Here is a 26766-nt window from a genome sequence, read left to right as displayed (position 1 = left end):
CATGGCGACGTAGGGCTCTCGCCGAGGCGTACGTCGATGATGGACGTCATACGACGCCGAGCCATATGAGGACGGCCGCTCCGACCAAGCCCGCGCCGGCAACCAGGCCTGTCTTGCCCAGGCTAGCGCCGTCGAGGGGCGCAACTGGAAGCAGAGTGGACGCGGCCATGATCAGCGCGGCGGTACCCAGCGACCGGCTGAGCGGCACCTCGAAGGCCGAAGACTCAACGGAGAGAATAATGCCGACGATGGCAAGGGCGATCGGCGCAGTGGCGTGAATCCGGGAGCTAGCGTCTTTGGAGATGTCCCTGTTTGCCCGGATCACCGGCAGTGGTGCCCATGGCGCCAACGGGGCGGTCGCCACACCGACCGCGACGCCTGGTCCCCAACTTTCCTGGCGTGTCGTCACTCCTACTCGTCGTGCGACAAGTCTCCGCGCCCACATGGCCAGTAGAGCCATCGAGAGGACGCCTACCGATAGGGTTACAGCTTCGGTAGCCCCGGCTCGGAGGCGAATGACGGCCGGAAGTGTGAATATAAGCACGGTAGTCGCCAACGCCCACAGCGGGTTGCGCAGCCGGTTAAGGAGAGTTAGACGCCCGAGGCGCTTTCCGGCGGACTCCAGCAGACCTTCCGCCTGGCTTACTTGCGTGCTCGAGCCGGCTGTCTGCGCTAGCCCGAGCCCCAGCAGCAACGCGCCTAGCAGACCGATGGATGGCGCGGCCGACAGAACCTGAAGCTGGGAGAAACTCCAGCGAGGCGGAAGCGGCTTGGACAGGTCAAGGCCGGTTCGGTAGATCTGTGCGTCAATCGTCAGGAGGGGCTTCCGATCAACGAGCTCCTTATCTAGAGCGAAGGCTCGTGCGAATGCGCCCTGGCTTTCCAACACTCTCCGTGGTCCCATCTGGGAGTAAAGGACTCCAAGATTGAACCAAGCCAATGCGTAGTCTGGGCGTATTCCGACCGCTCGGCGCAACGATGTCACTGCATCATCGCGACGGCCTAGCTTGGCCAGTTCCACTCCGAGGTCGTTGGCGGCGGGGAACGCCCCTGGATCACTCATGAGCGTGGCGGCGTTGTGACGCACCGCGGTTGCAGTCTCTCCGGCACGGTTGGCGATGAAGCCGGCTGTCATTAGAAAGCCGGGGTTCATCGGATCGGCGCGCAAGGCACTTTCAATCCGCTGCCTGGCTCTCGCCAGCCGACCTAGTTGGAGTTCGGCGAGTGCTTGGTTGGCGTCGATACGCTCGCTCCTAATGCCGGCGACACCTCTGTAGGAAGGTGGCGGAAGCAGTTCGCGGGCAGCTTCGTAGTCGTTGACCGAGGCGTGAACCGCGCCGGACTCCCGTTCAGCGTCCGCCAGTTGGGCGCGAGCATGGTACCCAATGGCCGCAAATTGAGCTGCAGCGTCTTGGTTGCTGCGGCGCCAGTACGCCGCGCCTCGTTCGGCACGTTCGGCGATCGTGCGGAGCAGAGGTAGCCCCTCTGTGTCTCGCCCTGCGTGAATGAGCGATGCGCCCTCATCGAGCTGAGCCTGCCACACGCCGAGGTCATTGTTTTCCTCTGCATATCGAAGTCGCCTGGCCGCGGCTCCGAAGGCGGCGGCGGCGTCGTCGTACCGACGCTGGAGGAAATACACTTCGCCAAGCCGAAGCATAGGACTGCCCGTGGTGGCACCGGCCGCCTTCAGCCAGTCTTGAATAGTCCGCTCGGCGCGCGGCAAGTCTCCCGCCCACCGCCAAAGGTTCTGTCTTTTCTCGGCGACAGAGTCGAGCGAGTCACGGTCGACCGGCAGGCCCTCTTCGAGCCGCGCAATTTCCCGGATGTCCCCAGGAGCTCCGCAACCAGTATTTTCATAGTCTCCGATCGGACGAACCGACTTGAATTCATCCGGAAAGTCTGTCAGCGCAGCTCGGGCATGACCTGCCAGGATCGCGTTGCGACGCCAACTGACTTCTGCACAGCTCGCCATTATTTCCAAAACGCCTCCGTCGGGGCGATAGAGCGGAATGAAGGACACATCTTCCACGGTCGCGCCGGCGCCGCCGGGCAGCGGCTGCAAATAGACGCTCAGTGTCGTGTACGTCTCCCAACCCAGAGATTGGGGCCCCATGGGATCTTGCTTGAGGTCTTCATCTCCGGGAGTTTCGTCCGCGCCACCGGGCACTGCGAAAAGCGGGAAACCATGGGGATAAGCACCGGGGCCACGACTGGCCAACTGGCGGCCAGCCGCCTCGGCCTGCCCGAACTGGTGAGCGGTCTCCTCCGCCATTATCAACAACTCGAGCATCGGGCCCGGCGTGCGCTGCCCGGCAATCGATTCCCGCGCCAGTTCTGCCGCATGGCCAGGCTCGCCCAGCCCGATGAGAGCACGGGCGAGACCAGCCGCCGCCCCAGGCGCCTCGATGCTGCGCGCCTGCTGGTAGCCCGCAGCAGCAGTCTGCAGTTCATGTCGGGCCGTGAATGGCTGACTAACAGCCAGCCGGAAGCCGGCTCGCAAGTGCGCGTCGGCAACTCCTGTGATCGCTGCGGCCGAATCGGGGAAGCGTTGTGCTAACCGCTCGAGCGTGTCCAAAGCCTGCCGCTGGGCGGCGGCCGGAACCGAATCGCCTGGGACCGCATCCCCGGTGGAGTTGCTTAGGCTGTGCACCCGGGCCCGCTGAGACTGGTACTGCCCGAGCAGCCACAACGGGGTGGGATCGTCAGGACATACTGACTCAGCCCGTTGCGACTCGGCATGAACTGGCTTGTCACGTGGCTCCTGATCGGCGGCGACGAGTAGCAACAGGTTTAACTGGGCAGGGCAGTCACCATCTGCGCGGGCACGGTCGAGCACGGCGAAAGCGGCCGCCGCGAAGTTGAGGTTCGAGTTCGGTCGTGCGGCCATCAGTAAGAGAGCCGCACCTAATTGCTTGGCTTCGGCGGTGTATGCGCGACCGGGGGCTTCGTTCAGGAGCCGCGTCATCGCAGGGTACCGGTACGGGTACGGTGCAAAGGACATCTTTCCACCAACCGCTGTGTCCTGCAGTGCCTCGTTTTGATCAAGCAGCCTCAACAAGGAACGACTGCCACGCTGGCCGAGGGCGGCATCAGCTAAGACACGCAGGTCTGCCAGGCTGCCCACGTTGAACCCAGGAGGGAGCCCTGCGGGGAGCTGACGCAGGGAACGACCGTGCTGATTCTCCGCAGGTCCTGAGCGCCGCAACTCCGTATCAATCTCGGAAGAAACCGGCTGACTCGATGCCGCAAGGTGTGCCAGCGGAGCAAAACCCAGCACCGCGAGCAACACAATCCCTCCGAGGATATTCAGGACTGCAACCACACGCCTCCGGGCCTGCGGACCAGGGCGCCACGACCCCAATCGCTTATCCGTCATGGCGCGCCGATTCGGTTGGCTCGCACGCCAATATAGGCCGCACCGCGGCGGTCTCGGCACCGCCATACGCTGAGCCCGGCCGAGGATTAGCTGGTGCGCGCAGCGAGTCTCCGATGCAACTTGGAGCTCGTATGACTGCTAGTCTCTGGCGGCACCGAACATTACACCGCATCAGAACCACCCCCATCCCAGGATGCTTTCCGCCATGCGGCCTGGCAACGGCCGAATCCCTGCGTAGGGCCAGTAGGCGGCAACCGGCGGCTAGCCGCCAAGATTCAGGCTGTGCCAGTCGGTCTGCGATCATGACGTTCCTGAGCCGGTCCCTGCGCGGGCGAGGACCTGCCTCCACAGCCATGTACGGCGGAGGTGGTTGGGGAACAACACGCCGGCAGGCGCCCTCGGACCGGGACCGCGCGCTGCTGAAATCGCGCGTTGGACAAGGCGGTGCGCGAGCGCTGACGAGCTCCGCGCCGGGCTCAACACCAATCGTTCGCCAGCTCAGTACCGACAGCCCACGAACGAGCCCCACGCTCAGCAGTTCAGCGTGGGAACAGCATGGGAACAAAGAGGGGTCGATTCCAGTCAACTGGAGTCAAGATCGGCCGAACTGGTGTTGCCTGGTAACGCCTGTAGGGGCGCATGTCGGTGAGGTGCTTCGGTTTCCTAAACCGCGCGTCAGACCATGGTTCGCGCGCCAGGATCAGCATCCGCGAGCACAGCGGAAGGTCGGCGGTTCGAGACCGCCCCTGACCACCCTTGCTAAGCGTGAATCGGGCCAATCCGGACCGACCGCCAGTCCCCGTGAATCCCCCTCAGCGACCACCCGTAGTTGCACGAATGTTGCACGAGCCTGTGACGCGCTACCGTCGACCCGTGTCTGATGCCTGGGCAGGGATAATCGGCGCTGCGGTGGGCGGCGTCATCGGCGTCTTGGGAACAATCCTCAGCCCCTACATGAGCAGCCGGGCGAAGAGGCGGGACGATCGACGATCCGAGAGCCTGGCCGCGGCTAGGTCTGCTCACTCCATTGTGCTGAAGCTAGAGGATGATTTCGAACGGCGCACGTTGCTGCGGCAGACCGAGGACGATCAGCCGCTTCAGAACGACCCTGACTACCATGCCGTTCGGCGAGAGTTTGGGGCACAGGTGTCACTGATCAGCGATCCGCCGCTGCGTCGACGACTAGCCAAGTTGACCTATCTACTCAGCGATCTGAGCCTAGAACGCGACAAGATGAGCCCCTTCACGTACGGTCGCCGCATCACCGAGCACGCGAGTGACTTGCTCTCAACGTACCTGCGTGGCGACTCCCTCCCGGCCACACCTGATGACATAGTGCTGTGGCTCCAACATATTCAATGGCGGGACGAGATGTACGAAGAGCAATGGCAAGAGATCCTGGCCATCCGCGAGGAGGAAGAAGCTCGCGCCCGCGCCGACCAATCCAAACCGCCGTTCTGACGCGTAGTCGAGTTCAGACCGTCCACCGCTGACCACTGCGCGCCTAGACGCCGGTGCCGACCCGCCGGCATAGCCAGGGTCGTCCGACCCGATCCAAGCTTGCTGTTAGCAAGCCCTACGTGCCCGAGCTGTTACGAATCCGTACCCGCTGCGCCTATTTGCTTGCAATCCCTCCGCCTGCCGCCACAATGGCCATGTGCGCCCGAGTAGACGTCCAGACCGCCCTTCCACGCCGCGGGCGGCCTGGGTGGCTGTGGTTGCGGGCCTCGCATCGGCGGCCAGTGGATGGTCTGACGCACCCAATCTGAGCCAGGCATGCATGTTCGCAGTGTTCGCGATCGCGCTCGTGATCCCAGTTCTGGATCAAAAAAAAATCGCTTCACGCGTACACACCCTTAACGTTGGGCCAGCCCCATCGGGTGAATCAGGATCAAAAAAAAACCTTCTTCGCGAAAACAGACGGCCGTCCAAATCGGTAGGGTCGGCTCTCTTGACCCTTCTGACCGCGACGATCCGGCGGGTATTTCGCACTCCTGAGCACAGGACGAAACGTCTTCCCGTCTGCCGTTCAGCCACGCGTAGCGCGATCAGGAGACGCCAGAGGGGCCAAGGTGGAGCGCCCCACCGGACGAACGATCTTCGCCCCTCTGGTGGCTCCTGATAGGTCCTGACTGGGCTGAACGGCAGACGAGAAGACACAACCCGCCCCCCGACCAAAGCGCCGGCCGATTCCGACGCGTCATCCCGGAGTCGTGAGGCCCCCGCCGCAGGCAATGCTGCTGGCTCAGCTGAAGACCCCAAGTGCGGGCGCGGGCGGTGAACGGCCGGAGGCCGCATGCGCATGCCCGCGCCGCGCGCCGAAGGTTGCGCCTTGATCTACTTGAGCCTCGTTCGGCAGCCTGGGCACGTCGAGCCCGTTTGAGCGAACTGCGGCGACGAGCGAACCTCGCTAGCCGACGACGCCTCCACGTGACATGACTCGTGACATGAAATCGCGTCAAACAGAGTGGATTCAGTCGGCTAGAGGTGCCGAATCCCGGACCCACGCAGCCTGAAGTTGACCAGCGTAGCAAGTGGCATGGCTCTCATAATCCCTTGGCTAGGGGCCTCGATGCCTCGTCATCAAATCGCGCGCGGCCGTTCGCCTGGCGGCACCTTGCCGGAGGCTCCAGGCAACTTCGGACTGCGAGACTCCTGGTCAGCTGACCAGTTCGGGACGGTGGGTGGTTCGGGTGCAGCCTAGGAGGGATGACCAGTCTCGGAGGCGGCGGAGGGTGAGGGTTAGGTCGCGGTGGAAGGCTAGGGGGTCGGCGGGGTTGGCGTCGTCTTGGTAGCAGGATTCCCAGTAGGTGCGGAGGGCGGAGAGTTCTTCGACCAGGGCGCCGTGTTCTGGCCAGCAGGGTGGGATGGTTTTGTGGTCGACGCGGTAGCGGTGGATGACCCAGGCGACCCATTCGGCTAGGCGTTCTAGTTCCTCGGTTGTGGACTGTGGGTCTAGGTCGCGCCAGCACACGATGTAGGGATCGCTCGCGCCGGCTAGGGCGAGAGCTTTGGCTAGGTCGTCTTCATTCATTGGGATTTGCTGGTGAGCTCGATGCTGTGGCGGATTTGGTCGGCGTCGGGGCGGGCCGTCCAGGGGGTCATGTTGAGGAGGATGGGTGGGGCGGTGCGGGCGAGGAGGACGCCGGCGCCGAAGGGGAGGGTGCGGATGACATCCGGCGGGAGGATCGGGATGCGACGGGTGCTGGTGGAGATGGCGCGGCCACCGTCGGCGCCGCGGCTCCAGTTGCGGATTTCTTCGTCTCGTTCGCCGCAGACGGCTGCGAGGTCTTGAAGGTCGCGGTGTTGGGCGGATCCGCCGAGGATGAGGCGGAGGGTGGCGGCGTCCCACATGGCTGCGGCGGCTTGTTCGCCCCAGCGTTCTCGGGCTTGGGCAAGCGATTGGATGACGACGAGGGTTGTGATGCCGGTGCCGCCGCCGTCGGCCATGAGGGAGGGCAGGGATGGTACGGCGCAGAGGTTGGCGATCTCGTCGAGCACTAGCGCGAGTGGTGGTTCGAGGCGACCGCCGGGGTTGTGGGCGGCGAGTTGGCGGGCTGACTCGGTGATGTCTTCGAGCAGGGCCGCGATGAAGGCTGAGGTGGCGCTGGCTCCGGCGCCGGTGCCGAGTAGGTAGATGGTGCCGCGTTCGCGGATGAACGTGGCGGGGTCGAGGCCTTCACCGGGTGGTGGATCGAAGGCCTTGCGTACGGCGGGATCCGCGAGCGCGGACAGGGCGGAGCGGACGCCGGCCCAGATGGCGTCGCGGGTTCGGCCGTCCATGCGGACGATGCCGTCGAGGGTGTCGCCCCAGCCTTCAGCGGCATCGATGGAGCGGTTGAGAATGGTAACGGCCTCGATGGCGGAGGCTGGTTCGAGGCCCCAGCGGTAGAGCTGGGCGATGCCGGTGTCGTCGAGGGCCGCGGCGTGCAGCAGACCGCGCAGCGCCATTTCGGTTTGACCGTGCCAGAAGGCACCATCGGTCACGTTGCCCTTGGCGAAGCCGGCGCCGGCGGCGAGGCCACTGGCGCGAACCATGGCCGTGGTGGGATTCTCGCAGCCACGCACCGGGGACCAGCGGATGCCCTCGGCTTTGCCGAGCCCTTGGGGATCGAAGACAGCGACTGGACCGATGGCCCGGCGGAGTTCGAGGGTGGCGGCGAGGTTGTCCGGCCGGGTTGAGGTGGTGACGACGGCGCCGGGTGCGTCGATGATGGCGCCGATGATCTGGTGCAGGCCTTTGCCTGATCGTGGTGGGCCGACCACGATCACGGAGTCCTCGACGGATGCCCAGCACCCGCGCCCGCGGGAACGACCGAGCAGCGTGCCGACTGCCTCGGGTGAGCGTGCCGGTGCAAGGGGCCGAGCTGAACGGCCTCGGCGTACGACCTGATGACGTCCGACCGCCGCTTCGACGTCGGCACGCGTCGCCAGGCCGGGCCGCGCTGCGACCGCCTTCATCCGGCTGGTCATGCCCGCTGCCCTGCCCTGCCGGAGTCGGCTTGCGATGACCAGACAGAGCAGAGGCAACGCGAGCAGGGCGAGAAGCACCAGCCAGTAGAACAGCGGATTGAGGCTAGCGACGCCGAAGACTGACGCCGGATCGCGTGGGTCGAACGTGACCTTGAGCGCGTTGACCCATGACGACCGGATCCACTTCCCGGTGAGCAGGAGGCTGCTGAGGCCGCCGGCCAGGTACAGGACTCCAGCGCAGGCGAGGATCACTCCCCCGCCGATGAAGATCATGTCGGTGAGATCGCGGGGCGGAGCATTCTTCGGTTGGTTCATCGGGTCACATCCGCGCGTCGGTGTCGAACAGTTGGACCTCGCGGGCGTGCCGGACGAGTTGTACGACGAAGGATCGGTTCGGCAGCCGCCATAGCGCCCGGCCCTTTGGGAGTTTGGCGATGGTCGCGATCTCGACATCGGTCAGTCCGAGCAGCGTGGCGGTCCGGGCGAGCTGGTCGGGTTCTTGGCGCAGCATGATCCGGGTTGAGCAGTCAGCCAGGAGGCCTTCGGCCAGGGCGCGGGCTTCGGATCCGAGGTCGCCGACGGCGGCGAGGTCGGATAGGCGGTGGACGATGAGGACGTTGGCGACGCCCCAGGCGCGTGACAGTTTCCATTGCTCCTGCATGCGACGGAGCAGTGCTGGGTCGCGCATGACGCGCCAGCCTTCGTCGTAGACGATGTAGCGGTTGCCGCCGGCGGGGTCGGCGACTGCTGCTTCCATCCATGAGGATGCGCAGGCCAGGGTGAGGCGGAGTGCGTCGTCGTTGCCGCCGCTGCCGAGCCAGGACGAGTCCAGTGTGACCATCGGCAGCGCGGGGTCGAAGGTTGTGGTCGATGGGCCGTCGAACATGCCGGACAGGTCACCGTGTACCAGCCGTCTGATCGCGTGCGCAACCTCCCGGCCGTCCGTTGTGAGGCTGCTCGTCTTCAGCCCTGCTCGTTCGGCCCAGGCCGAGTCGGGCGTGAAGAGGGCGACGACGACGTCGGGGATCGTCGGCGACTCCGCGACGCTGGAGACGGCCTGCAGCGCGAGGTCGAGCACGGTGTGTTCGACGGCGGCGAGTGGCCGCCCGAGGGTCGACTCAGCCAGTGTTCCCAGCAGGGCGCGGCGGCGTGACCAGACGATGCGGTCCCACTCGTCCAGGCCGATAGTGCTTGGGCGGCGACCGGCGTCGAGTGGGTTGAGCCTGGTGGGCAGGCCGGGCCCGATCTTGATCGCCGCGCCACCCATCGCCTCGGCGACCGATGTCCACTCCCCCTTAGGATCGCAGGGGACGTAGGCCTTGTGGCCGAGGGCAATGGATCGGGTGATGAGGGCCTTCGCGGTGGATGACTTGCCGCTGCCGATGACGCCGGCCAGGAGCACGTTCGGGTTGGTGAGGACTCGGGCCTGGTAGAGGACCCAGGGGTCGTAGACGAACGATCCGCCGCTGAAGACGTCCGCTCCGATATAGGTGCCGTCAGCACCAAGTCCGCCCTCGGCGAGAAACGGGTACGCGACTCGGAGGATCTTCGTGGTCGCGCGGTGGGTATCGACCAGCAGCGGCAGCCGGCGGCGTGCGTCGTACGGGCGGCTCTTGACCGGCTCGGCTTCCGAAAGCTCGGTGCCCGTCTTGGCCGGCGTTGGCGGTCGGCCGCCGTACGCCGCTTTCCGGTTCGCCTTGCGGGTCTTGCGGTCGGTTTCGGCGAGTTCGTAGTACGCGGCTGATTGCCTCATCCGAGCCCGACCCCGAACGGGAGAGCCGCGGCCATGAAGCCCTCGACCTGCTGGCCGACGAGGCGCCGCATGTCCAGCAGGGCTTGGGATGCGGCGATCTCGATTTCAGTACAGGCGTCGTCGAGGGCTTCCTCGGTGTCGGCCGTGACCACGACCAGGCCAAGCCAGCGGACGTCGCCGTGGCCTGCAGCGAGGTCGCGTTCGCGGGCGGCGACGTCCGCGTCGAGTTGGCGGTCTTCTTCGGTCTCGAGCTGCCCGATCTTGGCTCGGGTGGCTCGATCGGTGACCCGTTCGACCTGGTGCCGGCGCGCGTCGCGGAGCGCTTTGGCGATCGGGATCGGCTGCAGCACTAGCGAGAACGTACGGCGGATTCCCGGCTTCAGCAGCAATGGACTGAGAAACGAGGGCGTCGTGAGCACCCGCGGCCATTCAGAGATCACATACACCCGGTGGAACGACGAGTCGGTCCGCAGCTGATCCCAGGCAGCATCCACGGCCAGCGGACCGGCATCGGCAGCGTCGAGCTCATCCGGGTTGGCGACAGTGCGAGTCGCTGCAGGGTCGAAGGCCACGCGGAGGCTCATCGCGAGTTCACCGACACCGAGCCAGCGCCCCATCACTCCGGCAGCGGCCAGAGACGTCTGGAACGCGCGTGCCTCGGACTCCAGCACCGCGGTCGCGCCTAGGATCCCGCCGCCGTGCTTGCGCACCTCGCGCGACACGGCGTCGAGGTTCACCGCGATGCTGAACAGCGTCTCGTGCCGCGCGGCAGCAGGCGCCGCTCGTTCGAGCAGATCGGAGTAGATCGCTCCGGCTGGCGTTGTCGGGTCGACGTTGCGCCTACGTGCCCACTCCCCCAGCTCGTCACCGGGATCAGGCAGCGTGCGCTCGAGGATCTGGGCCCGGGCGATCCGGTTGCTGTGGCAGAGTCCAGCGATCAGACGCCCGTACGCCGCCACCCGCCGATCCTGTTCATCGGTGTTCTGCAGCAGATGCGCCGGGCCCTCGATCTTCGCTACGGCGATCAACCGCCGACGCACCGGATCGTGGACGACGCCCACCGACGACACGGTCTCCAGGATCCGCAACGCACCGCCCTCACCCGGCAGCTGCAACAACCCATGACGCTTCGGCTCCGCTACCCGAGCCCGGAACGACTGCTGCTTGCGAAGCGATCGCAATACGTGCGCGCCACGTAGCAGCAGCCACCGACACACCGGCAGGCCCTCTGCTCGCCCAAACGCGACAGCTGCGCACAGGAACGCGAGGAGCAGGCCGGAGAACTTCACCGGCAGCGTCCAGCGGCTGAAGATCGACAGAGCCGACGCCAGAACCGCCGTACACACTAGCGCGATCTGAATCGGTCGCAGGCCGAGCAGTACGGCGTTCCGCTGCGGCCGCGGGAACCTGGTCGAGATCGATTCCGAGGTCGTCATCAGTCATCTCCCCCGCGCGAGTCCCTGTTCCCCGAGTTGTCCGATCGTGGACCGCCCGACCCGTCACCAGAGACCTGACTCGTCGCCACCGCGATCGCCGTCGATCCCGCGCCTCCAGCCACCGAGGAATCCGCTGCGCCGCTGGTCGAGTCCGACGGACCGCCGCCGGAGAAGCCGTTGCTGACCGAGTCGACGACATTCTCATCGCCATCGCTGTCCCTTGAGCCGACGACCGGATCGGGATCGTTGCCACCGGATCCGCCGAAGTGATGAGCACCCCACTGCTGAGCCTGATCGAACCGCTCCTTCACGGCGGTAGGTCCCGCCGTCGCCAGCTGCAACGAGTGCGCCGCAGTAGCTCCGTGGTCGCCGGCCCAATGCAGGAACGAGAAGGTTGCGATCGGCGCGAACGCCGCCATCGAGACCAGCAAGATCCCGGTCAGGAACGTTCCGATCGATGGCTCGGCGGTCCGGCCGGCGTTGCCGGTCGCCGAGATCCCGACCGCGAACACGACAGCCATCGCAATCTTGGAGAACAGCAGCGCGCCGACGACCTCCACCCAGCGCCGCAGCCAATGCCTGGTCGCCGACCAGGTCCAGCTCGCCATCGCGATCGGCGCGAACACGACAAACGCGACGATCGCCACCTCGCGGATCAGCATCACGAAGTACAGCGAGATCGACGCGATCAGCCCGTAGATGACTGCAGTGAGCAGGAAGCCACCCAGTGTGCCGGCGGTCAGCAGTGTGCTGATGTCGACCATCCGCTTCAACCCGTCGTAGGTTCCCTGGTTGCCGAGGATCGCGAGGGAGATCTCGTCGACCGCCTGACCGCACCCCGCCACCACGGCGACCGCGAGCGGCACGCCGGCTGTGCCGAGCAGTGCGCCGAGCAGGGCGTGTCCGAGCCGTCGGGGTTCTCGTCGTACGACGGCGGACATGCACTGCAGCACGAACGCCGCGACCAGCAGCGGCAGCGACACGGCGGTCATTAAGGCGAGGTTGTCGGTCCACCACTGCTGGTCGAAGCGGGGCGCCGTACTGAGGCTGAAGGCCTGGAAGACGTACGACGTGACGTCGGTCAGGCCGCTGGCCATCCAGCGCAGGAACGAGTTCCAGGCCGAGTCCGTCGCGAAGTCCGTGCCGAACGACACCGCGCAGCTGGTTGGGTTGAGGAGACAGGCGGGCCAATCCACTGGTTGTTCTCCTGGGTCAGTTGAGGACGATGCTGCTGAAGAATCGGATCAGCCCGTTGGCGGAGCCGATGAGGATCGCGGCGCCGGCGGTGACCAGGCATCCGGTCTTGCCCTTGCCGGCGAAGTGGGCGTTGCTGTTGAAGCTGCCCATCGCCCAGGCCGCGGCCGAGATGACGAACGCGGCCACGCAGGCGACGAGGCTGAACGTCAGCAACGCGCCGACCAATTGGCGGAAGGCGCCGAGCCCGGGCAGGCCGTTGGTGTTCGGGGTGATGCCTGGGTCTTGCAGGATGATCATGTAGCGGAGCACGTGCGGGGTCCTTAGGTTGAGTAGATGGGCGGGGCCCAGCCGAGATAGGTCGCGTTCCACTTGGATTCGATGAGGCCGATCTCGACCAGGTAGACGCCGCCTTCGCCGGGCACCGCGTCGTTGATGTCGTTGGAGACGATGCGGCCGTTGCCGACGTACACCGCGACATGGCCGTACGGTCCGCCGGTCGCCCAGAACAGCAGCGCGCCGACCGGTGGCTGACGGTCGCCGCGGTGCGCATTGCCGGTGGCAACCATCTGGCGCCACTGTTCGGCCGCCGAGAAGTAGCCGGCGCGTGGGCGGCCCCAGATGTTCGCGGCCAGGCGAGCGCACAGCTGGTAGTAGCCGTAGCTGCCGACCAGCTCGTGCGCCCGCTGCACCGCTGCTGCCGCACCAGGCAGCTGCGTCTTGTCGTCGTACGGCGCCTGAGCCTGAGCCACGGGTGCGTCAGCGCCGGCATTGGCTAGGGCGAGCGGCGGGATCAGGCAGACCCCGCCGGCCAGGAGCGCGCCGGCGAGGGCCACCTTGCCGATCACGGGGACACTTGCGCGGTCGCGGACCAGAACTTGCAGATCGAGGAGCACACGATGCCGACCGCTGCCTGCCGGTCAACGACCTTCGTTTCGGTGTCGAGAACAGCCGTCTGCTTGCCACGTACGACGTACCCCGTCCAACCATTCGGCGCCTGCCCGTTGTGTTGCATGGCTGTCAGCTCCGGAGTGGTCTCGGCGGTGACGCTTTCGACGCTGGCACGAGCCTTGTGCAGCTCCAGCTGTTTCCACTCCGACCACATCGGCAGCAGGCTCTTGGCGACGCGGGGACTGTCACCGGTTGGATCAGCGAAGACGCTGACCGCGTCCTGCCACTCGAAGTAGCTGTGGACCGACGTGTCGTAGGTCCAGATCGCCCGGGCATAGGCGATCGCCATCTCCCTCGGATCTGTCGTCGTGGGCCGCGCCCAGGCATCCAGCCGTGCCGGCTCCTCGGTCGACGCGCTCTGCCCGTCGGTGGGCGTGGCCTGTTCGGGTGAGTCATGCCAGCGGGCGATCAACCCCAGGATCAAGGCAATGATCCCGAGCAGGATGACGATCGGGATCATCACGTGCGATCGCAGAAGCTGCTTCACGTTCAGTTTCCTCTTCTCGGTGTCTCGGTACGGCGCAGCCAGGCGAACAGCCAGGCCGCGATCGGCGGCGGCAGAATCCGCAGCGCCGTGAGGACATGCAGGTTGAACCTGAGCTGGGCGCGGTAGTAGCGGACCAGCCAGTTGTGTCGCTGTCGTTCAGTCATGCCGCGCTCAACGGATGACGTCGGGGGACTTTTCGTCAGGCGGTTCGGGCCAGCTCCCATCGCGCTGCCCGCCGCCGTAACAGGCCGGTGTCTCCGCCCGAAAAGCTGAGGTCAAGCCCTGCGGCCGCTAGGACCCAGCGTCGTACGACGGGATCCTTGAAGACCTCTGTCGGACTTTCCCCGGTGGCCAACCGGGCCAGCGCGGAGCGGTTGGCGGCACCGCCCCGCACCAACCACACGAAGCCCTCGGCCTGGGAGCGCAGTGCGCCGGCCAGCCGGAGCCGGTTGACGATCGCCGAGCGGTAGAACGGCGGACCATCCGCCGCTACTCGGATGAACCGTCGCGCCGCCGACGCCGGCAGACCGACGCGATCCAGCTCGAGCGCGATCCGCTCCAAGCACGGCCCGAGCGGCAGGACCTGCGGAGCCTCACGCTCTGGGAGTCGGTCGGTCAGCGGGTGACGCTGCCGCCGCGTGACCTCAGCCCGCAGCACGTCGATCAGCCGCCAGCGGACCAGATTCGCCAGATAGCCCCAGGACACCCCTGCCTCCGGGCGGCGGACGGCAAGCTCACGACAGCGTTCCCACGCGATCGTCCTGGCCAGCTGCGCCGCCTCGTCACGCCCGAGCGCGACCGTCAGGCGGCTCGACAACGGGGCGACGATCTGCGCCTCGATCCCGTCGGCGAGTCGCCGCGACGGCTCACCGGCCCAGTTCGAATTGTCCGCCTCGGCGATGAGTTCCTCCAGCTCAACGTCCATCGATTGACTCCGTCTCGGGGAAGGAGGAGCTGCCAGGTGCCCCTCGTCGTACTGCGGTGACACAAATCTGCTGGCCATTGCCACGGGCAAGAACCTGGATTCCGAAATCAAGGACTCCAGGAACAGTCCGGATCGGCTGCTGCATCCGCGGCATCAGCGCTCCGGCTGGCCCGACGCCGAACTTGCCGTTGCTCGGTCCGCAGGCCGACAGCCGCGAGTACCTCGCGCGACACGATGTCCGAGTCCAGTCGCAGCGCCCTCGACAATCTGGCGATCTCGCTGGCGACACGGTTGGCTGGAAGTCGTGAGACGAGTGGCGCCACGGCTCGTACGGCGTTCACCTGCCCACTGATGTGATCGCGGACGCGATCCCAGCGCGCCAGCTCCATCTCGATCGCCAGGTCGACCAGCGGACGCGGCGCACTCAAGGCAGCTAGCAGACGGTCCGGATCTTTCTCGAAGACGGATGCCGGATCCAGTGTGGCCGGCAGGTCCGCGACGAGCACCTGGTCGAACACCGCGGACAAGGCGTCGAGACTCCGGACAGCACCCGTCTTGCCAGCGAAGTCACCGTCGAGCGCGACGATGACCGCGTCGGTCGTTGCGTGCCGCCTGACCACCTGCGCCTGTTGGCGCGTGATCGCCGTACCGCACACCGAAACCCCTGCCCAGTTCGCACCCAGCTGGCCAACGGCGAGCGCATCCGGCACTCCCTCGACAATCACCGGAACGGCGCCCGAAGCAAGCCGATCGCGCTGCGCATCGAGACCGACCAACGCATGCGACTTCCTGTAGATCGCCGTGGTCGGCGTGTTCAGGTAGCGCACCCGGTCGCCGCGAGCTCTGCCGACAAACCCGACCAGATGCAGGTCGATGTCACAGGCAACGAACATGATCCGATCACGGAAACGGTCGATGAGATACCCGTTCCTCGTCGGCGAAGCCAGTCCGGCATCCAGCAGAACCTTGTCGTCGAAGCCCTGCCGCCGCAGGTAGCCAACCAGCCGCGACCACCCATCCGGGGCATAGCCCACCCGCCACGGCGACCCTGGCGCGAGAACGCCGTCCAGCTTGCGATCCCTCAGGTGCTGAGCGGCCCAGCCGTCGGGTGTGTTGATGAGTTCTCGCCGATAGAACGTTGCCGCGACCTCGTGCACCCGGATGAGTTGCGCGTGCTCGGACACATCACAGCCCCGGTCCCCGGGCCGGTGGATCTGGATCTGCATCCGGAGTCCTCAACCGACGCGTTACGGCCACGTACCGCCTGGAGCGGTAGTCAGCCAGCGGACGCGATGTCTCCAACGCCTCGCGCAGCTGCTGAGGACCGTTCTTGGTGAGATACAGCGACGCCGGCGTCTGCCCCGGCGGCAGACCGATGACTCGCACACGATCGAAGAAGAACGCCAGATCCAGCAGATACCCAGCGGTCTGCCGTCGCTCCGCATCACCACCGGACAGCACGACCACGGCAGTGTCGGTAACACTGGCCCCGCTCAGAATCCTCGCCTGCGCCGTCGACAACCCGGCACCACACACCGGGATCCCAGCCCACCGACCTCGAGCCTGGCGGCTGACCTTTGAGATCGCGATCGCATCCATCGGATCGTCAACAATGATCGGCACCGCACCATCACCGAGCAGCACCCGCTGCTCGTCCACACCAACCAGCACGTTCGACGGACGATGAATCGCCGTCGTCGGAGTCACCGACCTCGCCTGACCGTCTGGTCCGATGCCAATGAACCCGACCGGCGCCGAACGTTGGTCACGAGCGACCAACATCAACTGATCGCGATACCGATCGACTGCCTCACCCTCATCGGTCCACTCCACCAACCCAGCCCGCACCAGCGTGCCGTAGCTGAAACCCTGCTCCCGCAGATGATCAACCAACCGAGTCCACGAATCCGGCGCATAACCGATCTTCCAAATGGACTCGGTACTCAGAACCTCTCTCGCACCCTGATCGGTCAGATACCGCAGCGGCCATCCACCCGTTGCCCGAAGCAACTCCCGGCGAAAGAACTGACTCGCCGCAACGTTTGCCTCCAGCAACCGCCGCCGCTCCTCCACCGACACAGCAAAACCCGGGTCACTCATGAATCCCTCCGAAGCCGTAGAACCTCACGACCTCGAAGATCTCCTCACCAAGGCCTTGCCAGAACCGTGATCACGAGATCAAGGACATCCGCGGCATTCCGCAGTCACGGCATCTCCCGCTCGTACGAAGCCGATGACTCATACAGCAGAGCGTCGGCCTCAGACGAAGCTGAGCTCGCCGCGTTGGCTCTCCAGCTGCGCTGCTTCGCGCCGGATGACGACTCGTCGATGGACGACCTGTTCGATCCGACCGACATGAGTCCCGCCGAACGCGCGAGCTGCTCACCCATCCGATCTATGGCGTCGTCGAGCAACTCGATAGCCCGACGCACGGACCAGACGGGCAGTGGTTGCTTCGTCTCCGCTCCTGGCCGATCTTCATCGGTATCGCCGCCCGCAGATCTCGTTTCACTCATGATCTCGACGATCACCTCGGCAGTCGAAGAACAGAACCTGGATGAGAGGATCCAGGACTGCTCCGTCCAGTCCACGTGCGCGCAGAATCAGAGATCAGGTGAAGGCCCTGGACGATCTGGATCTGACAACAGCTCCAGCGCGTGCGCCGTCGTGGCCTGCTGCGACGGATATCGATAGTCGGCAAGCGGTCGGGTGGCGAGCAGCACGTCCTGCAACTGCTGATCCCCGTCCTCCGGCAGATGGAGCGCCGCCAGCGTCTGACCAGCCGGCAGTTCGACCGCATGGACTCGCCTGAAGAACCGCGAGAGATCAGCCAGATACCCAGCGGCCGCGCGCTGCCCTTCGCGAGCGTCACTCAATACGACGATCACTGTCTCAGCGGCGGAATGACGACCGAGCATTCTCGCCTGCGCCGCCGACAACAACGAACCACACAATGGGATCCCGACCCACCTATAAGCGAGAGGCGGCTCACCTTCTCGACCGCGACGGCGTCCATCGGATCATCGACGAGAACAGGAATCGCACCGCCGGACAGCAGATCCAGTTGCTCATCAACGCCAAGCAGGACCTTCGATCGACGATGCACCGGCGTCACCGCTGTCGTCGTGTAGAACGGCCGCGCGCCGTCCCGAAAACCAACGAACCCGACCGGGTCCAAGCCCTCGTCCCGCGACATCAGCATCAACTGATCCCGAAACCGATCGACGATCTGCCCCTCAGCGGTTCTCATCGCCAGACCAGCCAGCTCGAGGGTCTGGAACTCGAAGCCACGCGATCGCAAATGATCGACAAGCCGCGACCACGAGTCCGGCGCATACCCGAGTGCCCACCGAGACTCAGGAGTCAACACGCGCCTTGCGCCTCGCGCCTCCAGGTACCGCGCCGCCCAACCACGATCTGCGCGCAACAGTTCCCTGCGGAAGAACCGGGTCGCGGCCAGGTTCGCCTCCAACAGCCGTCGACGCTCCGCCTTTGACACCGATGGAACATTCACACCTCGACGGTCGCCTCGCCACCGCCAGCGCGGAACCTGGATCCGAACATCAGGGAGTCGTCACCGGCGTAGGCTCCCGCGCCAGGGTCGGCGGCAGCTGAAGACTGATCAGTCGATCCCGGGCAGCGGGGCCCCGCGATCCCCTGACACCAATCCGAAGCCGACCCTGTGGGGCCTCAGCGATCCCGCCGAAACGCATTTCTTGCCTGTCGAGTCATGGCGAACAGCGCGATAACAATGACCATGGCGAGCCCGGCGACTAGCCAGAGCCACTAGAGGGTTGTGGGGCCAGGCCAGGAGTAGGGCCGGAATGGTGAGGGCGACAGCCAGCCCGGCGGCGGCCACGATGTCGACAACACTCCCTGGTCCGGCTTTCCGGGGTCTCCGTGTACAGGTTCTCGGCGGCCTCGCCTCGATTGCTCGATGGCGGGGTCTGTGCCCAGTAGGTGAGCAGGTCGGCCGCGCGGTCCTCGCGTGTTCGCTGGCCGGCCCACTGGGCGATCTTGGGTTTGTGCAAGGCCAAAGCGATGCAAGGGCGACCAGCTCGCCGACTGATCACCACTCCGAAGGAGCCGGGCTTGGCCGAAACGACGTTCTCTCGGGCGATTGCTCGTCGGGTGACATCCAGACCGCGGGCCGGACGATGCCCAACCACCACAGCACCGCGTACAGCGCGATCATCGTGAGCGGGTCACTGATCGGGTAGTCGTCTTGCATCGCGGTGGAGATCAGGGCGACCGTGCCGGTGGCGAGGATTGCCGCTACTGTCCCGAGCCGGATGGCCAGGCTCACCCGCCAACAGTGGCCGGGCCGCACCGTCAGCCAACAACGATCCCGCGCGCCGGTCTGTGCTCACTCCCGAATGATGGCAGGCATGTGCCTGGGAGCGGAACCGGTTGCCGCACTCGCCGCGTCGGCGCAGCCGTCCGGGTCTGGCGGCATAGTTGCTCCATGAGCGCTCGACGCGACGACGCCGGGCCTGGTGTGAACCTTGTCTCGGCCTCTGCACGGGGGACTTGGCGAGGAACTGTCGTGCCCTCGTCGAGCGGGCTTGTCGTCATCGCAGTCGGGATCGCGGTCGAGACCCTCGGCCTGGTGGTATTCGGCGTCGCGCTCGCGCTCGCTGGGCTCCTCCGTGCGCAGTGGTGGGCCAAGGTGTGCGCAACAAGCCAGCTTGTCACGACGGCAAGCACTTGGTGTGGATGTACCGGGGCGATCGCCGCGAAGCCGTGGCCTGGGCTGACCTGCGGCACCTGTTGTTCCAGCGCTGGGCACGTCAACTTGTGTGGGCAATCGGGCCAAGATCAGGTGGACCGTTCCCATTCGTTCTGGTCGATTCTCGCGCCGATCCGGCGCCTTCAGGCTTCCGCCATTTCGCTGAGGTCATGATCATCGATCGTGCCCAACTCCAGGCAGCTGATCAGGCTCTAGCAGATGCTTGCCGACGGCACGGCGTTACCTATCACGGACCCGAGTCAGGCTGGTGAGGGCTCTAGCTCGGCCAGCGTTGCTTGTGCTGCTACCGGCCTGATGGTGATCACCCAGCGCGCCGACGACACAATCACGTGTGAGCGCCCGCTTGGCGACACACCGCGGCATACGTCTACTTTGTCATCGTCGCGACCTGCGTGGCATCGCTACAGACGACCCGATTATCAGCGGATTTGAAGTTGGCCGGCATGTCCTCGCTTCGCGTGGCCTGGATGGCCGTCCTGGCAGATCTGAGCCCCTTCTCTCATCAAACCGACCACCAGTCCGCCTGCTCGACGACTCCGCGCGCGCAAGCTAACCGTCGTGGGTGTCGTCGGTCAGGAGATTGACTCGGTGGCGGAGGCGGCGTTGAAGGTACCACTGCCCCGCCACACCCAGTGTCCAACAGATCGCCAGTACGGCGCACCACAAGGACGGGTTGACAAACAGGTTAACCACGGCGATGACCAGGTTCACACCGAACACAATCACGATCAGCTTGCGGCGCCGGCGAAGGCTGCTGAGCTGGTCCACCGCCAGCCGGGCGGCGGCTGCACGGACCGCGGGGTCAGCCGGGACGGCCCCGCGGGCAGCGGCCCGGCGTGCGGCCTTCCAATCCTGTTGGCGGACGTTGCCGAGCGCACGTCGTTCACTGCGGCGCTGTCTATTCAGGCTGTAGGTCATCCCCGCGCCGAAGAAGGCGCCGACCACCAACCCACCGACCAGCGCGAAGGTCACACTGCTGGAGCCGTGGGTCTGGGTTGAGGACCGCGCCGATGTGCAACTCCTTCACCGGCGGCGGATATCGCGCGGTCACCCTGTCGATCGCCCTTCCCTGGTCGGCCTTCGATTCCGATGAATCGACCGCACAGATCTTCCATGCAGCGCTCCATCGGCTCTATCGCCACGTTGCGACTCGGCGGAGCTGGCCGCAGCCGCCCCCACCGATCGACCAACTTCCACCACTCGGCGGGACGCAACCTCGGCGTCCCCGCCAGCTTCGGCTTCCGCGGTTCAAGGCCAGCTCACCTGGATGCCCCGCACCCACTGGTGGCGCCATCGACCGAGAGCTCGGTCCGGCATGCCAGCGCGTCGGTCATCCGCTCTCACAGTCAGTGATGAATGGTCGGGTCGTTATGGCTCAGGAGACAGGCGATCGCCCGCGGGACAGCCGTTGATCGATTGTTGTCCGCTGGGCGCATCTACTCCGTCGTTTCGGGCGACGACGATCCCATTCTGTCGTTCGTGGACAGCTGCGCACGCAGTGCTCTGACCTCAGCTGTCAACTCAGCCAGCTCAGCCTGGCTCTCTGAGCTGGCCTGCTCGACGGTCTGCACGTGCTCGAGGAACCAGGCGGCCAACGAGGCAGTGATCGTGCCGAGTAGTGCTATGCCGGCGATCATCAGCGCCACAGCGACGAGCCGGCCCTCTGCTGTCGTCGGGAAGGTGTCGCCGTACCCGACGGTGGTGATGGTGGCGGCTGCCCACCACAACGCATCGCTGAACGACGTGATGTTGGCACCCGCGCTGCCTCGCTCGGCGTCGAGCACCGCAACGGCGGCGACCAGGGCGAGCAGGACGACTGCTCCGATGACGTAACTCAATATCTGGACTCGCAGTGACGCCGACGCCCGGTCTATTCGTGCAATGGCCGTCACCACGCGCAAGGCCCGCAACGGTCGCAGCAGCGGGAGCGCGAGGACCAACAGATCGCCGATGTGGGCACGGACGAAGCGGGGCTTGCTGGTTGCTAAGCCGAGCCGGACGACGTAGTCGATGGCGAACATCGCCCAGATGGTCACGTTGGCCACCGAGCACGCGCGCGACAGGTCAGCCGAGATGCCTGGATCCAGGATCGGCCAGGCATAAACGACCAGAAACACCACCGCCGCGACAGTCAGCGGCCAACCAGTACGGCGCTCATACGTCGCCAGTGAACTCTCCATCGCGCCCCCTCGGTATGTGCGCCCGCAACCTGGCCACCCAAGCTCCAGCCGTAGGCGTTCCTCGCCCCTCTCCAGCTAGATCGATCCCCGAGCTGATCCGTTAGCGGACCCGCACCACCCCGCCGCCTCGTCGCATTCGCCAGAGAGGGCGGACTGCGGGCGCCAAGACTCTTAGAGCGGCTACGCGCAGGAATGGGTGATCAGGCATCGCGATCGGCCGCGGTGATTGGGAGCGCATACTTGCGTGCCACCTGTACGTACCGAAGCACGTAGGTGCAGCGGTAGCCGCGGTTGATCGGCAGCCACTCCCCTGGACCGTCGTCGCTTTTGGAGGCGTTCGCCGAAACGCGGCCTGGTCGTCGGCGAAGTCGACCCGCCGCTGCTTCGGTCGATCTGCACTTTGGTCGCAGCGGCCTTGCGAAAACTCGATGTGGCGACCGGTGTATTGGTCAGTGCGAGCGTGCGATCGCGACGACGCGGATGCGGCAAAGCTCAGCGAGGATTAACTTGGCTGAGCCGGACGACGGTGAACTGGAAGGGCCTTGTGGTGGGCGGGGTTGTCGACGGCGCATAGGCCCCGGGCGCGGCAGTGCTCGCAATTGTGTCCTACCTCAGCCGGACTCGGCGTTGCCGGCTGGGCGGAGTTCGGTACCGGGGATCCAGGTGACGCGGCCGTTCTCGTCGCGGACGCGGCCGAGCCATTGGCCGTTGTCGCGGATCCAGACGTCGAGTTCGCCGTCCTGCCACTGGGCCCGCTGCACCGGCTGGGCCGGCTCCACCCGCCGTACGGCGTCTGCCGGGCGTGGACCGTGAGCGTCGTACTGGACGTCGAGATCGCTGGCTATCCGGTGCGCCTCCGTCTCGTCGCCGATCCCGATCGCCCGCCACCCGTTGACCGCGCCGTCCCAGACGCCGAATCTGTCCGATCCGTCGTCGGCCGGTCGCACCGTGAACCGCCCAAGCATGAATCCAGAATACCACTTCTTCGAACATTTGTTCGATTTCTGTGCGAGCTGGGGCCGCAGGCCGCTCCTGCGGCGACAAGGCGTCGAGTTATCCACAGGCTGCCAGTTCGATCCTTCCTCTCGCCCTGCGTTGACCACGGTTGGTGGGTCAACGAACTGGGAGGTTGCAGGTGGCGTTTGCGAAGGATCAGTGGACGAAAGCGGTCAAGCAGGCCGACGGCACTGTGAAGCGGGAGCGGGATGAGAAGCGGTGGGGGCGGGGGAAGAGGTGGCTGGGTGTCTGGATCGATCCGCACGGGAAGGAGAGGTCGAAGGCCTTCGAGACGAAGGTCAGAGCGGTGCAGTACGCCACGGGCATGGAGACCGATCGGGATCGTGGGGACTATCTCGATCCGAACGCCGGCAAGGCACGGCTCGACGAGCTCTGGCCACGGTGGATCGGGTCCCGGACCGTCGACCCCGCCAGTGAGATCCAGTACGAGTCGAAGTGGCGGCTACATGTCCAGCCGATGTTCGGGCGGCGGATGGTCAAGAGCATCGTGCCGTCAGAGATCGCCGTCTGGCTGACCGATCTCATCAGCGCGCACGGTCCCTCGACCGCTCGCGGCGCGTTCCTGGTGCTCAACGGGTGCCTCGAACTCGCGGTCGCCGACGAACTCATCAAGCGCAATCCGGGCCAGTCGAGGATCGTCAAGAAGCCGGCCAGACGATTCTCGAAGGTCGTCGCCTGGTCGGACGAGACGGTCGACCGCATCATCGAGGCGCATCCCGAGGAGTTCAGGCTCATTCCGATCATTGGATCGGCAGCCGGCTTGCGTCAGGCCGAGATCTTCGGGCTCTCTGTGGACGACTTCGACTTCGAAGAGCAGGTCATCAGGGTTCGGCGTCAGGTGAAGCGGCTCGGCAGGGAGTTCGTCTTCGCTCTCCCGAAGAACGACAAAGAACGCATCGTTCCCATGTCGGCGTACCTGGGAAAGGTGGTCGAGGAGCACATCGAGCGTTTCGGCACGACGACCATCTCGCTGCCGTGGGAGCGGCTCGATGGCGAGATCCAGGATCACGCCCTCCTCTTCACCTGGTCGGACGGCAAACAGCTCCGGGCCCGCCTGTATGACTTGGTGGTGTGGAAACCTGCGCTCGTAGCGGCTGGCGTCATCCCGCCGCCTGTCAAGGACAATCGAGGTCGCCTACGCTTCAAGTCCGACCGTACGACCGGTCTGCATGCGCTGCGCCACTACTTCGCCAGCATCACCCTGGCGGACGGGGTCAACATCAAAGAGCTGTCCGAGTATCTCGGTCACCATGACCCCGGGTTCACGCTACAGATGTACACCCATATGCTCCCGTCGTCCTACGACCGTGCTCGGCACGCAATCGACCGTCGCCTGGAGCGACTCGCTCTGCGGCTGACGGAGCAGTCACGGAGCAGGGCCGATCTAGGCGCCCCGTACGAGGAACTTGAGGCCGGTCCCGGCCTGATCTAACACTGCCACGCAGGACGCGGGAATCCCTTACAGACAAGGCTACTTCAGCTCGGCGGAGGTCTTCCCCAGGAGCCGTCTGGCGACGATCAGTTGCTGGATTTGTTGGGTGCCTTCGAAGATGTCCAGGATCTTGGAGTCTCGGGCCCATTTTTCGAGGAGTTCGTGTTCGGAGTAGCCCAGGGTGCCGGCTAGTTCTACGCAGCGGAGGGTGATGTCGTTGGCGGTGCGGCCGGCTTTGGCTTTGGCCATGGAGGCTTGGAGGGAGTTGGGCGCGGCGTTGTCGGCCATCCAGGCGGCCTGCAGGGTCAGCAAATAGGCAGCTTCCCAGTCGGATTCCATGGCAAGGTACGACGCCGCGGCCGCCGGCTGGAGGTGGACCGGACGGTCGTAGTCGACATCGACTCCAGCCTCAGCAAGCAGCGAGCGGGTGAGTTCGAGCGAAGCACGAGCGCAGCCGACGGCCATCGCTGCGACTAGAGGTCGCGTGTTGTCGAAGGTCTGCATGACACCGGCGAAGCCCCTGTCGATAGAAGCCGAGCCCAGCAGATTCTCCGCGGGCACGCGGCAGTTCTCGAAGCGGATCGTTGCCGTGTCGGAGGCGCGGATGCCCAGCTTGTGCTCGAGCCGCTCGACCGTCAGACCCGGCGTGTCCTTCGGTACGACGAAGGACTTGATCGCGGCCCGGCCGAGTGACTTGTTCAGCGTCGCCCACACCACGACCGCGTCGCACCGGCCGCCGGCGGTCACGAAGATCTTCTCGCCATCCAGCACGTAGTGGTCGCCGTCGAGCCGCGCAGTCGTCTGGATGTTCGCGGAATCCGACCCACACCCGGGCTCCGTGATCGCCATCCCGGCCCAAACACCAGCAAACCGACGAAGCTGTTCATCCGAAGCAACAGAAGCGATCGCCGAGTTCCCGAGCCCCTGCCGCGGCATCGACAGCAGCAGCCCGACGTCGCCCCAGCACATCTCCATGATCGACAACACCGACGACAGGTTCGACCCATTGACGACCTCATCGGCTGATGCGGTACGACGTACGCCGGAAGCACCCGCACCGGCGCCGTTGCCCGAGGCTCCCAAACCGTCGACGAGAGCAGCGAGCATGTCGAGCTCGACCGGATACTCGTGCTCGGCAAGGTCGTAGCGGCGTGAGTTCGGCCGCAGCATCTCCGCCGCCACCTGATGCGCCTGGTTGATGAAGGCCCGGAACTTCCGCGGGGTCTCGAGGTTGATCATCAGGGCGTGTCTCCTCATCTCGTGCAGTCGCGAGCAGGTGCTCGGTGGTGTATATCGGTGTGCCGGAGCGGAGGTCTCGATGCGGAGCATCGTGGCCTTCGGTCCGGTGCAGCGAGATGCGCCGCCGAGTGCCGCGCAGCACGCACGAGATGAGGAGACACGCCCTAAACCAGCACCGCACCTTCCATCACGCCGATTGCTCGCAGATCGCGGTACCACCGCTCGACCGGATGCTCCTTCACGAACCCGTGCCCGCCGAGCAGTTGTACGCCGTCCGTGCCGATCTGCATGCCCTTGTCCGTGCACAGCCGCCGGGCCAGCGCGACCTCGCGGGCGAACGGAAGCCCTTGTTCCGCACGCGATCCGGCCCGGTAAGTCACCAGCCGCATGCCCTCCAGCTCGATCCCGATGTTCGCGACCATGAAGGCGACCGACTGCCGATGACTGATCGGCTCCCCGAACGCCGTACGAGAGTTCACGTACGGCGTCACGTAGTCCAAGACCGCCCGAGCCGTACCAAGGGACAACGCACACCACCCGAGCCGCGACAACCGCACACACTCGGCATAGTCCTCCAGCGTCCCCAGTTGCACAGCCGGAACATCCTCGAAAAGAACCCGGCTCAGCGACGCCGCCCGCAATCCCATCGACGGCTCGGCCTCGATCGTCACACCAGGATGATCGGACTCGACCAGGAACAACGCCGGCCCGGAAGACTCCAGTTGCGCGGCGACCACGAACAGCTCCGCCTCGGAACCACGCGGCACCAGCGACTTCACGCCGTTCAGCAAGTACCCGGTTTGTTGCCGCGTCGCCCTGGTCTTCAACACGAACGGATCGAACAAGGGCCGCGGCTCGAGCAGAGCCAACGCAGCCGCCGGCACCGACGAGCCGGTGAAAGCCGGCAGGTACGTCGCCTGCTGCGTCTCATCGCCCCACAACGAGATCGCCGTACTCACGGCCGCCGGCGCCAGGCACGCAACCGCCTGACCCATGTCTCCATGAGCCATCGCCTCGGCCACCAGTACGCCCGTCATCGCCGAGCGCTCGGTGACGATGCCGCCGAGCTCCTCCGGCACCTCGATCAGGCTCAACCCCAGCTCGGCGGACTGCGAAAGCACCCCCGCGTCCGTGGTACACGCGTCATCCGCAGCAGCCGCGGCAGGACGCAGCACCTCGGCGGCGAACTCCTTGACCACCCCGACGACCATCTGCTGATCCTCGGTCGGCGTCAGGTCGAACCGCCCGGTCCCGCGAGCAGCGGGCAGCCGGGAAGGCGCGGCCAGCTTCGAAGCCGCGGTGAACCGGCGGGTCAACGCGCCGGCCGTCCGGAATCCGGTCTTGGTCGCCTCGAACACCACCCGCTCGGTCTGCTTCCGCAACCCGAGCCGGTCGATCGCCCGCGACCCGGCCAGCCGGTTCAGCAACGCCACCCCGACGCCGATCGCATCCCGCCGACGCTCGGAAAGCTGTGTCCGCTCCTGAACGCTCATACCCGCAACTGTAAACCGAAGTTACACCTCAGGTCACGTGACCCATCCCACACCCCGCCG

The 26766-nt window shown here is 65.7% G+C and carries 24 protein-coding genes; 2 read left to right on the top strand and 22 right to left on the bottom strand.

Annotation, left to right across the window (positions count from 1 at the left end; genetic code table 11):
• Nucleotides 1–46: 46 nt before the first annotated feature.
• A complete protein-coding gene (locus EV646_RS35220; protein WP_158291105.1) occupies nt 47–2965 on the bottom strand; it encodes a tetratricopeptide repeat protein in 2919 nt (972 codons plus the stop codon).
• Between the two features lie 1284 nt (nt 2966–4249).
• Here EV646_RS35220 and EV646_RS35215 point away from each other — a divergent pair.
• On the top strand, nt 4250–4837 hold the full coding sequence (locus EV646_RS35215; RefSeq protein ID WP_132156500.1) for a hypothetical protein: 588 nt from the start codon (nt 4250–4252) through the stop codon (nt 4835–4837).
• Nucleotides 4838–6035: 1198 nt separating this feature from the next.
• Here EV646_RS35215 and EV646_RS35210 read toward each other — a convergent pair.
• From EV646_RS35210 to EV646_RS35125, 19 genes are all read right to left on the bottom strand, one after another.
• Complete coding sequence (locus EV646_RS35210) at nt 6036–6410, bottom strand: hypothetical protein (RefSeq protein ID WP_132156498.1); 375 nt, start codon at nt 6408–6410, stop codon at nt 6036–6038.
• Nucleotides 6407–8164 carry a type IV secretory system conjugative DNA transfer family protein gene (locus tag EV646_RS35205; protein WP_132156496.1) on the bottom strand — a complete coding sequence of 586 codons (1758 nt, stop codon included), beginning with the start codon at nt 8162–8164 and terminating at the stop codon, nt 6407–6409. Before EV646_RS35205 ends, EV646_RS35210 begins: the two co-directional genes overlap by 4 nt.
• Before the next feature lie 4 nt (nt 8165–8168).
• On the bottom strand, nt 8169–9602 hold the full coding sequence (locus tag EV646_RS35200; protein ID WP_241996534.1) for an ATP-binding protein: 1434 nt from the start codon (nt 9600–9602) through the stop codon (nt 8169–8171).
• Complete coding sequence (locus EV646_RS35195; RefSeq protein ID WP_132156494.1) at nt 9599–11038, bottom strand: SCO6880 family protein; 1440 nt, start codon at nt 11036–11038, stop codon at nt 9599–9601. The genes EV646_RS35200 and EV646_RS35195 overlap by 4 nt, the downstream gene beginning before the upstream one ends.
• Nucleotides 11038–12192 carry a dermokine domain-containing protein gene (locus EV646_RS35190; RefSeq protein WP_132156492.1) on the bottom strand — a complete coding sequence of 385 codons (1155 nt, stop codon included), beginning with the start codon at nt 12190–12192 and terminating at the stop codon, nt 11038–11040. Before EV646_RS35190 ends, EV646_RS35195 begins: the two co-directional genes overlap by 1 nt.
• A 58-nt stretch (nt 12193–12250) precedes the next feature.
• On the bottom strand, nt 12251–12544 hold the full coding sequence (locus EV646_RS35185) for a DUF6112 family protein (RefSeq protein WP_241996533.1): 294 nt from the start codon (nt 12542–12544) through the stop codon (nt 12251–12253).
• An 11-nt stretch (nt 12545–12555) separates the two neighbouring features.
• Nucleotides 12556–13080: a CHAP domain-containing protein gene (locus EV646_RS35180; protein ID WP_199237372.1), complete on the bottom strand. Its 525-nt coding sequence runs from the start codon at nt 13078–13080 to the stop codon at nt 12556–12558.
• Nucleotides 13077–13670, bottom strand: coding sequence for a hypothetical protein (locus tag EV646_RS35175; RefSeq protein ID WP_132156490.1), 594 nt, complete (start codon nt 13668–13670; stop codon nt 13077–13079). Before EV646_RS35175 ends, EV646_RS35180 begins: the two co-directional genes overlap by 4 nt.
• 2 nt (nt 13671–13672) lie before the next feature.
• Complete coding sequence (locus tag EV646_RS39125) at nt 13673–13834, bottom strand: hypothetical protein (RefSeq protein WP_158291104.1); 162 nt, start codon at nt 13832–13834, stop codon at nt 13673–13675.
• A gap of 35 nt (nt 13835–13869) precedes the next feature.
• Entirely contained in the window at nt 13870–14595 is a 726-nt protein-coding gene (locus EV646_RS35170; protein WP_132156488.1) for a hypothetical protein, read from the bottom strand.
• Between the two features lie 107 nt (nt 14596–14702).
• Nucleotides 14703–15821 (bottom strand): toprim domain-containing protein, encoded by a 1119-nt coding sequence (locus EV646_RS35165; protein ID WP_132156486.1) that lies wholly within the window; start codon nt 15819–15821, stop codon nt 14703–14705.
• Nucleotides 15781–16695, bottom strand: a complete 915-nt coding sequence (locus EV646_RS35160; protein ID WP_132156484.1) for a hypothetical protein — start codon at nt 16693–16695, stop codon at nt 15781–15783. The genes EV646_RS35165 and EV646_RS35160 overlap by 41 nt, the downstream gene beginning before the upstream one ends.
• Before the next feature lie 104 nt (nt 16696–16799).
• The gene (locus EV646_RS35155; RefSeq protein WP_132156482.1) at nt 16800–17126 is read right to left on the bottom strand and encodes a hypothetical protein; all 327 of its coding nucleotides are present in this window, start codon (nt 17124–17126) and stop codon (nt 16800–16802) included.
• Nucleotides 17127–17198: 72 nt separating this feature from the next.
• Nucleotides 17199–17471, bottom strand: a complete 273-nt coding sequence (locus tag EV646_RS35150) for a hypothetical protein (RefSeq protein WP_132156480.1) — start codon at nt 17469–17471, stop codon at nt 17199–17201.
• Nucleotides 17472–17479: 8 nt separating this feature from the next.
• Nucleotides 17480–18094, bottom strand: a complete 615-nt coding sequence (locus EV646_RS35145) for a hypothetical protein (protein ID WP_158291103.1) — start codon at nt 18092–18094, stop codon at nt 17480–17482.
• Between the two features lie 570 nt (nt 18095–18664).
• The gene (locus tag EV646_RS35140; protein ID WP_132156476.1) at nt 18665–18901 is read right to left on the bottom strand and encodes a hypothetical protein; all 237 of its coding nucleotides are present in this window, start codon (nt 18899–18901) and stop codon (nt 18665–18667) included.
• Nucleotides 18902–19894: 993 nt separating this feature from the next.
• On the bottom strand, nt 19895–20317 hold the full coding sequence (locus EV646_RS35135) for a hypothetical protein (protein ID WP_132156474.1): 423 nt from the start codon (nt 20315–20317) through the stop codon (nt 19895–19897).
• Between the two features lie 464 nt (nt 20318–20781).
• Nucleotides 20782–21525 (bottom strand): potassium channel family protein, encoded by a 744-nt coding sequence (locus EV646_RS35130; RefSeq protein ID WP_132156472.1) that lies wholly within the window; start codon nt 21523–21525, stop codon nt 20782–20784.
• Between the two features lie 611 nt (nt 21526–22136).
• A complete protein-coding gene (locus tag EV646_RS35125) occupies nt 22137–22490 on the bottom strand; it encodes a hypothetical protein (RefSeq protein WP_132156470.1) in 354 nt (117 codons plus the stop codon).
• Between the two features lie 170 nt (nt 22491–22660).
• Here EV646_RS35125 and EV646_RS35120 point away from each other — a divergent pair, with 170 nt between their 5' ends.
• Nucleotides 22661–23974 carry a tyrosine-type recombinase/integrase gene (locus EV646_RS35120; protein WP_132156468.1) on the top strand — a complete coding sequence of 438 codons (1314 nt, stop codon included), beginning with the start codon at nt 22661–22663 and terminating at the stop codon, nt 23972–23974.
• A gap of 39 nt (nt 23975–24013) precedes the next feature.
• Here the strand turns inward: EV646_RS35120 and EV646_RS35115 are convergent, their stop codons facing one another.
• Together EV646_RS35115 and EV646_RS35110 are read right to left on the bottom strand one after the other, a co-directional pair.
• Nucleotides 24014–25213: an acyl-CoA dehydrogenase family protein gene (locus EV646_RS35115; protein ID WP_132156466.1), complete on the bottom strand. Its 1200-nt coding sequence runs from the start codon at nt 25211–25213 to the stop codon at nt 24014–24016.
• 164 nt (nt 25214–25377) lie between these two features.
• Entirely contained in the window at nt 25378–26706 is a 1329-nt protein-coding gene (locus tag EV646_RS35110; RefSeq protein WP_132156464.1) for an acyl-CoA dehydrogenase family protein, read from the bottom strand.
• Nucleotides 26707–26766: the final 60 nt, after the last annotated feature.

This window comes from Kribbella antiqua (assembly GCF_004345665.1).
GTDB lineage: Bacteria > Actinomycetota > Actinomycetes > Propionibacteriales > Kribbellaceae > Kribbella > Kribbella antiqua.
This window is presented reverse-complemented; position numbering and strand designations above follow the sequence as displayed.

Bases quoted from the DNA above. Each gene is read 5' to 3' on its own strand.
- EV646_RS35125 (WP_132156470.1), bottom strand. From the start codon at position 22,490: ATGCTTGGGCGGTTCACGGTGCGACCGGCCGACGACGGATCGGACAGA.
- EV646_RS35110 (WP_132156464.1), bottom strand. From the start codon at position 26,706: ATGAGCGTTCAGGAGCGGACACAGCTTTCCGAGCGTCGGCGGGATGCG.
- EV646_RS35160 (WP_132156484.1), bottom strand. From the start codon at position 16,695: ATGAGTGACCCGGGTTTTGCTGTGTCGGTGGAGGAGCGGCGGCGGTTG.
- EV646_RS35210 (WP_132156498.1), bottom strand. From the start codon at position 6,410: ATGAATGAAGACGACCTAGCCAAAGCTCTCGCCCTAGCCGGCGCGAGC.
- EV646_RS35220 (WP_158291105.1), bottom strand. From the start codon at position 2,965: ATGACGCGGCTCCTGAACGAAGCCCCCGGTCGCGCATACACCGCCGAA.
- EV646_RS35200 (WP_241996534.1), bottom strand. From the start codon at position 9,602: ATGAGGCAATCAGCCGCGTACTACGAACTCGCCGAAACCGACCGCAAG.
- EV646_RS35165 (WP_132156486.1), bottom strand. From the start codon at position 15,821: ATGCAGATCCAGATCCACCGGCCCGGGGACCGGGGCTGTGATGTGTCC.
- EV646_RS35170 (WP_132156488.1), bottom strand. From the start codon at position 14,595: ATGGACGTTGAGCTGGAGGAACTCATCGCCGAGGCGGACAATTCGAAC.
- EV646_RS35205 (WP_132156496.1), bottom strand. From the start codon at position 8,164: ATGAACCAACCGAAGAATGCTCCGCCCCGCGATCTCACCGACATGATC.
- EV646_RS35195 (WP_132156494.1), bottom strand. From the start codon at position 11,038: ATGACGACCTCGGAATCGATCTCGACCAGGTTCCCGCGGCCGCAGCGG.
- EV646_RS39125 (WP_158291104.1), bottom strand. From the start codon at position 13,834: ATGACTGAACGACAGCGACACAACTGGCTGGTCCGCTACTACCGCGCC.
- EV646_RS35130 (WP_132156472.1), bottom strand. From the start codon at position 21,525: ATGGAGAGTTCACTGGCGACGTATGAGCGCCGTACTGGTTGGCCGCTG.
- EV646_RS35115 (WP_132156466.1), bottom strand. From the start codon at position 25,213: ATGATCAACCTCGAGACCCCGCGGAAGTTCCGGGCCTTCATCAACCAG.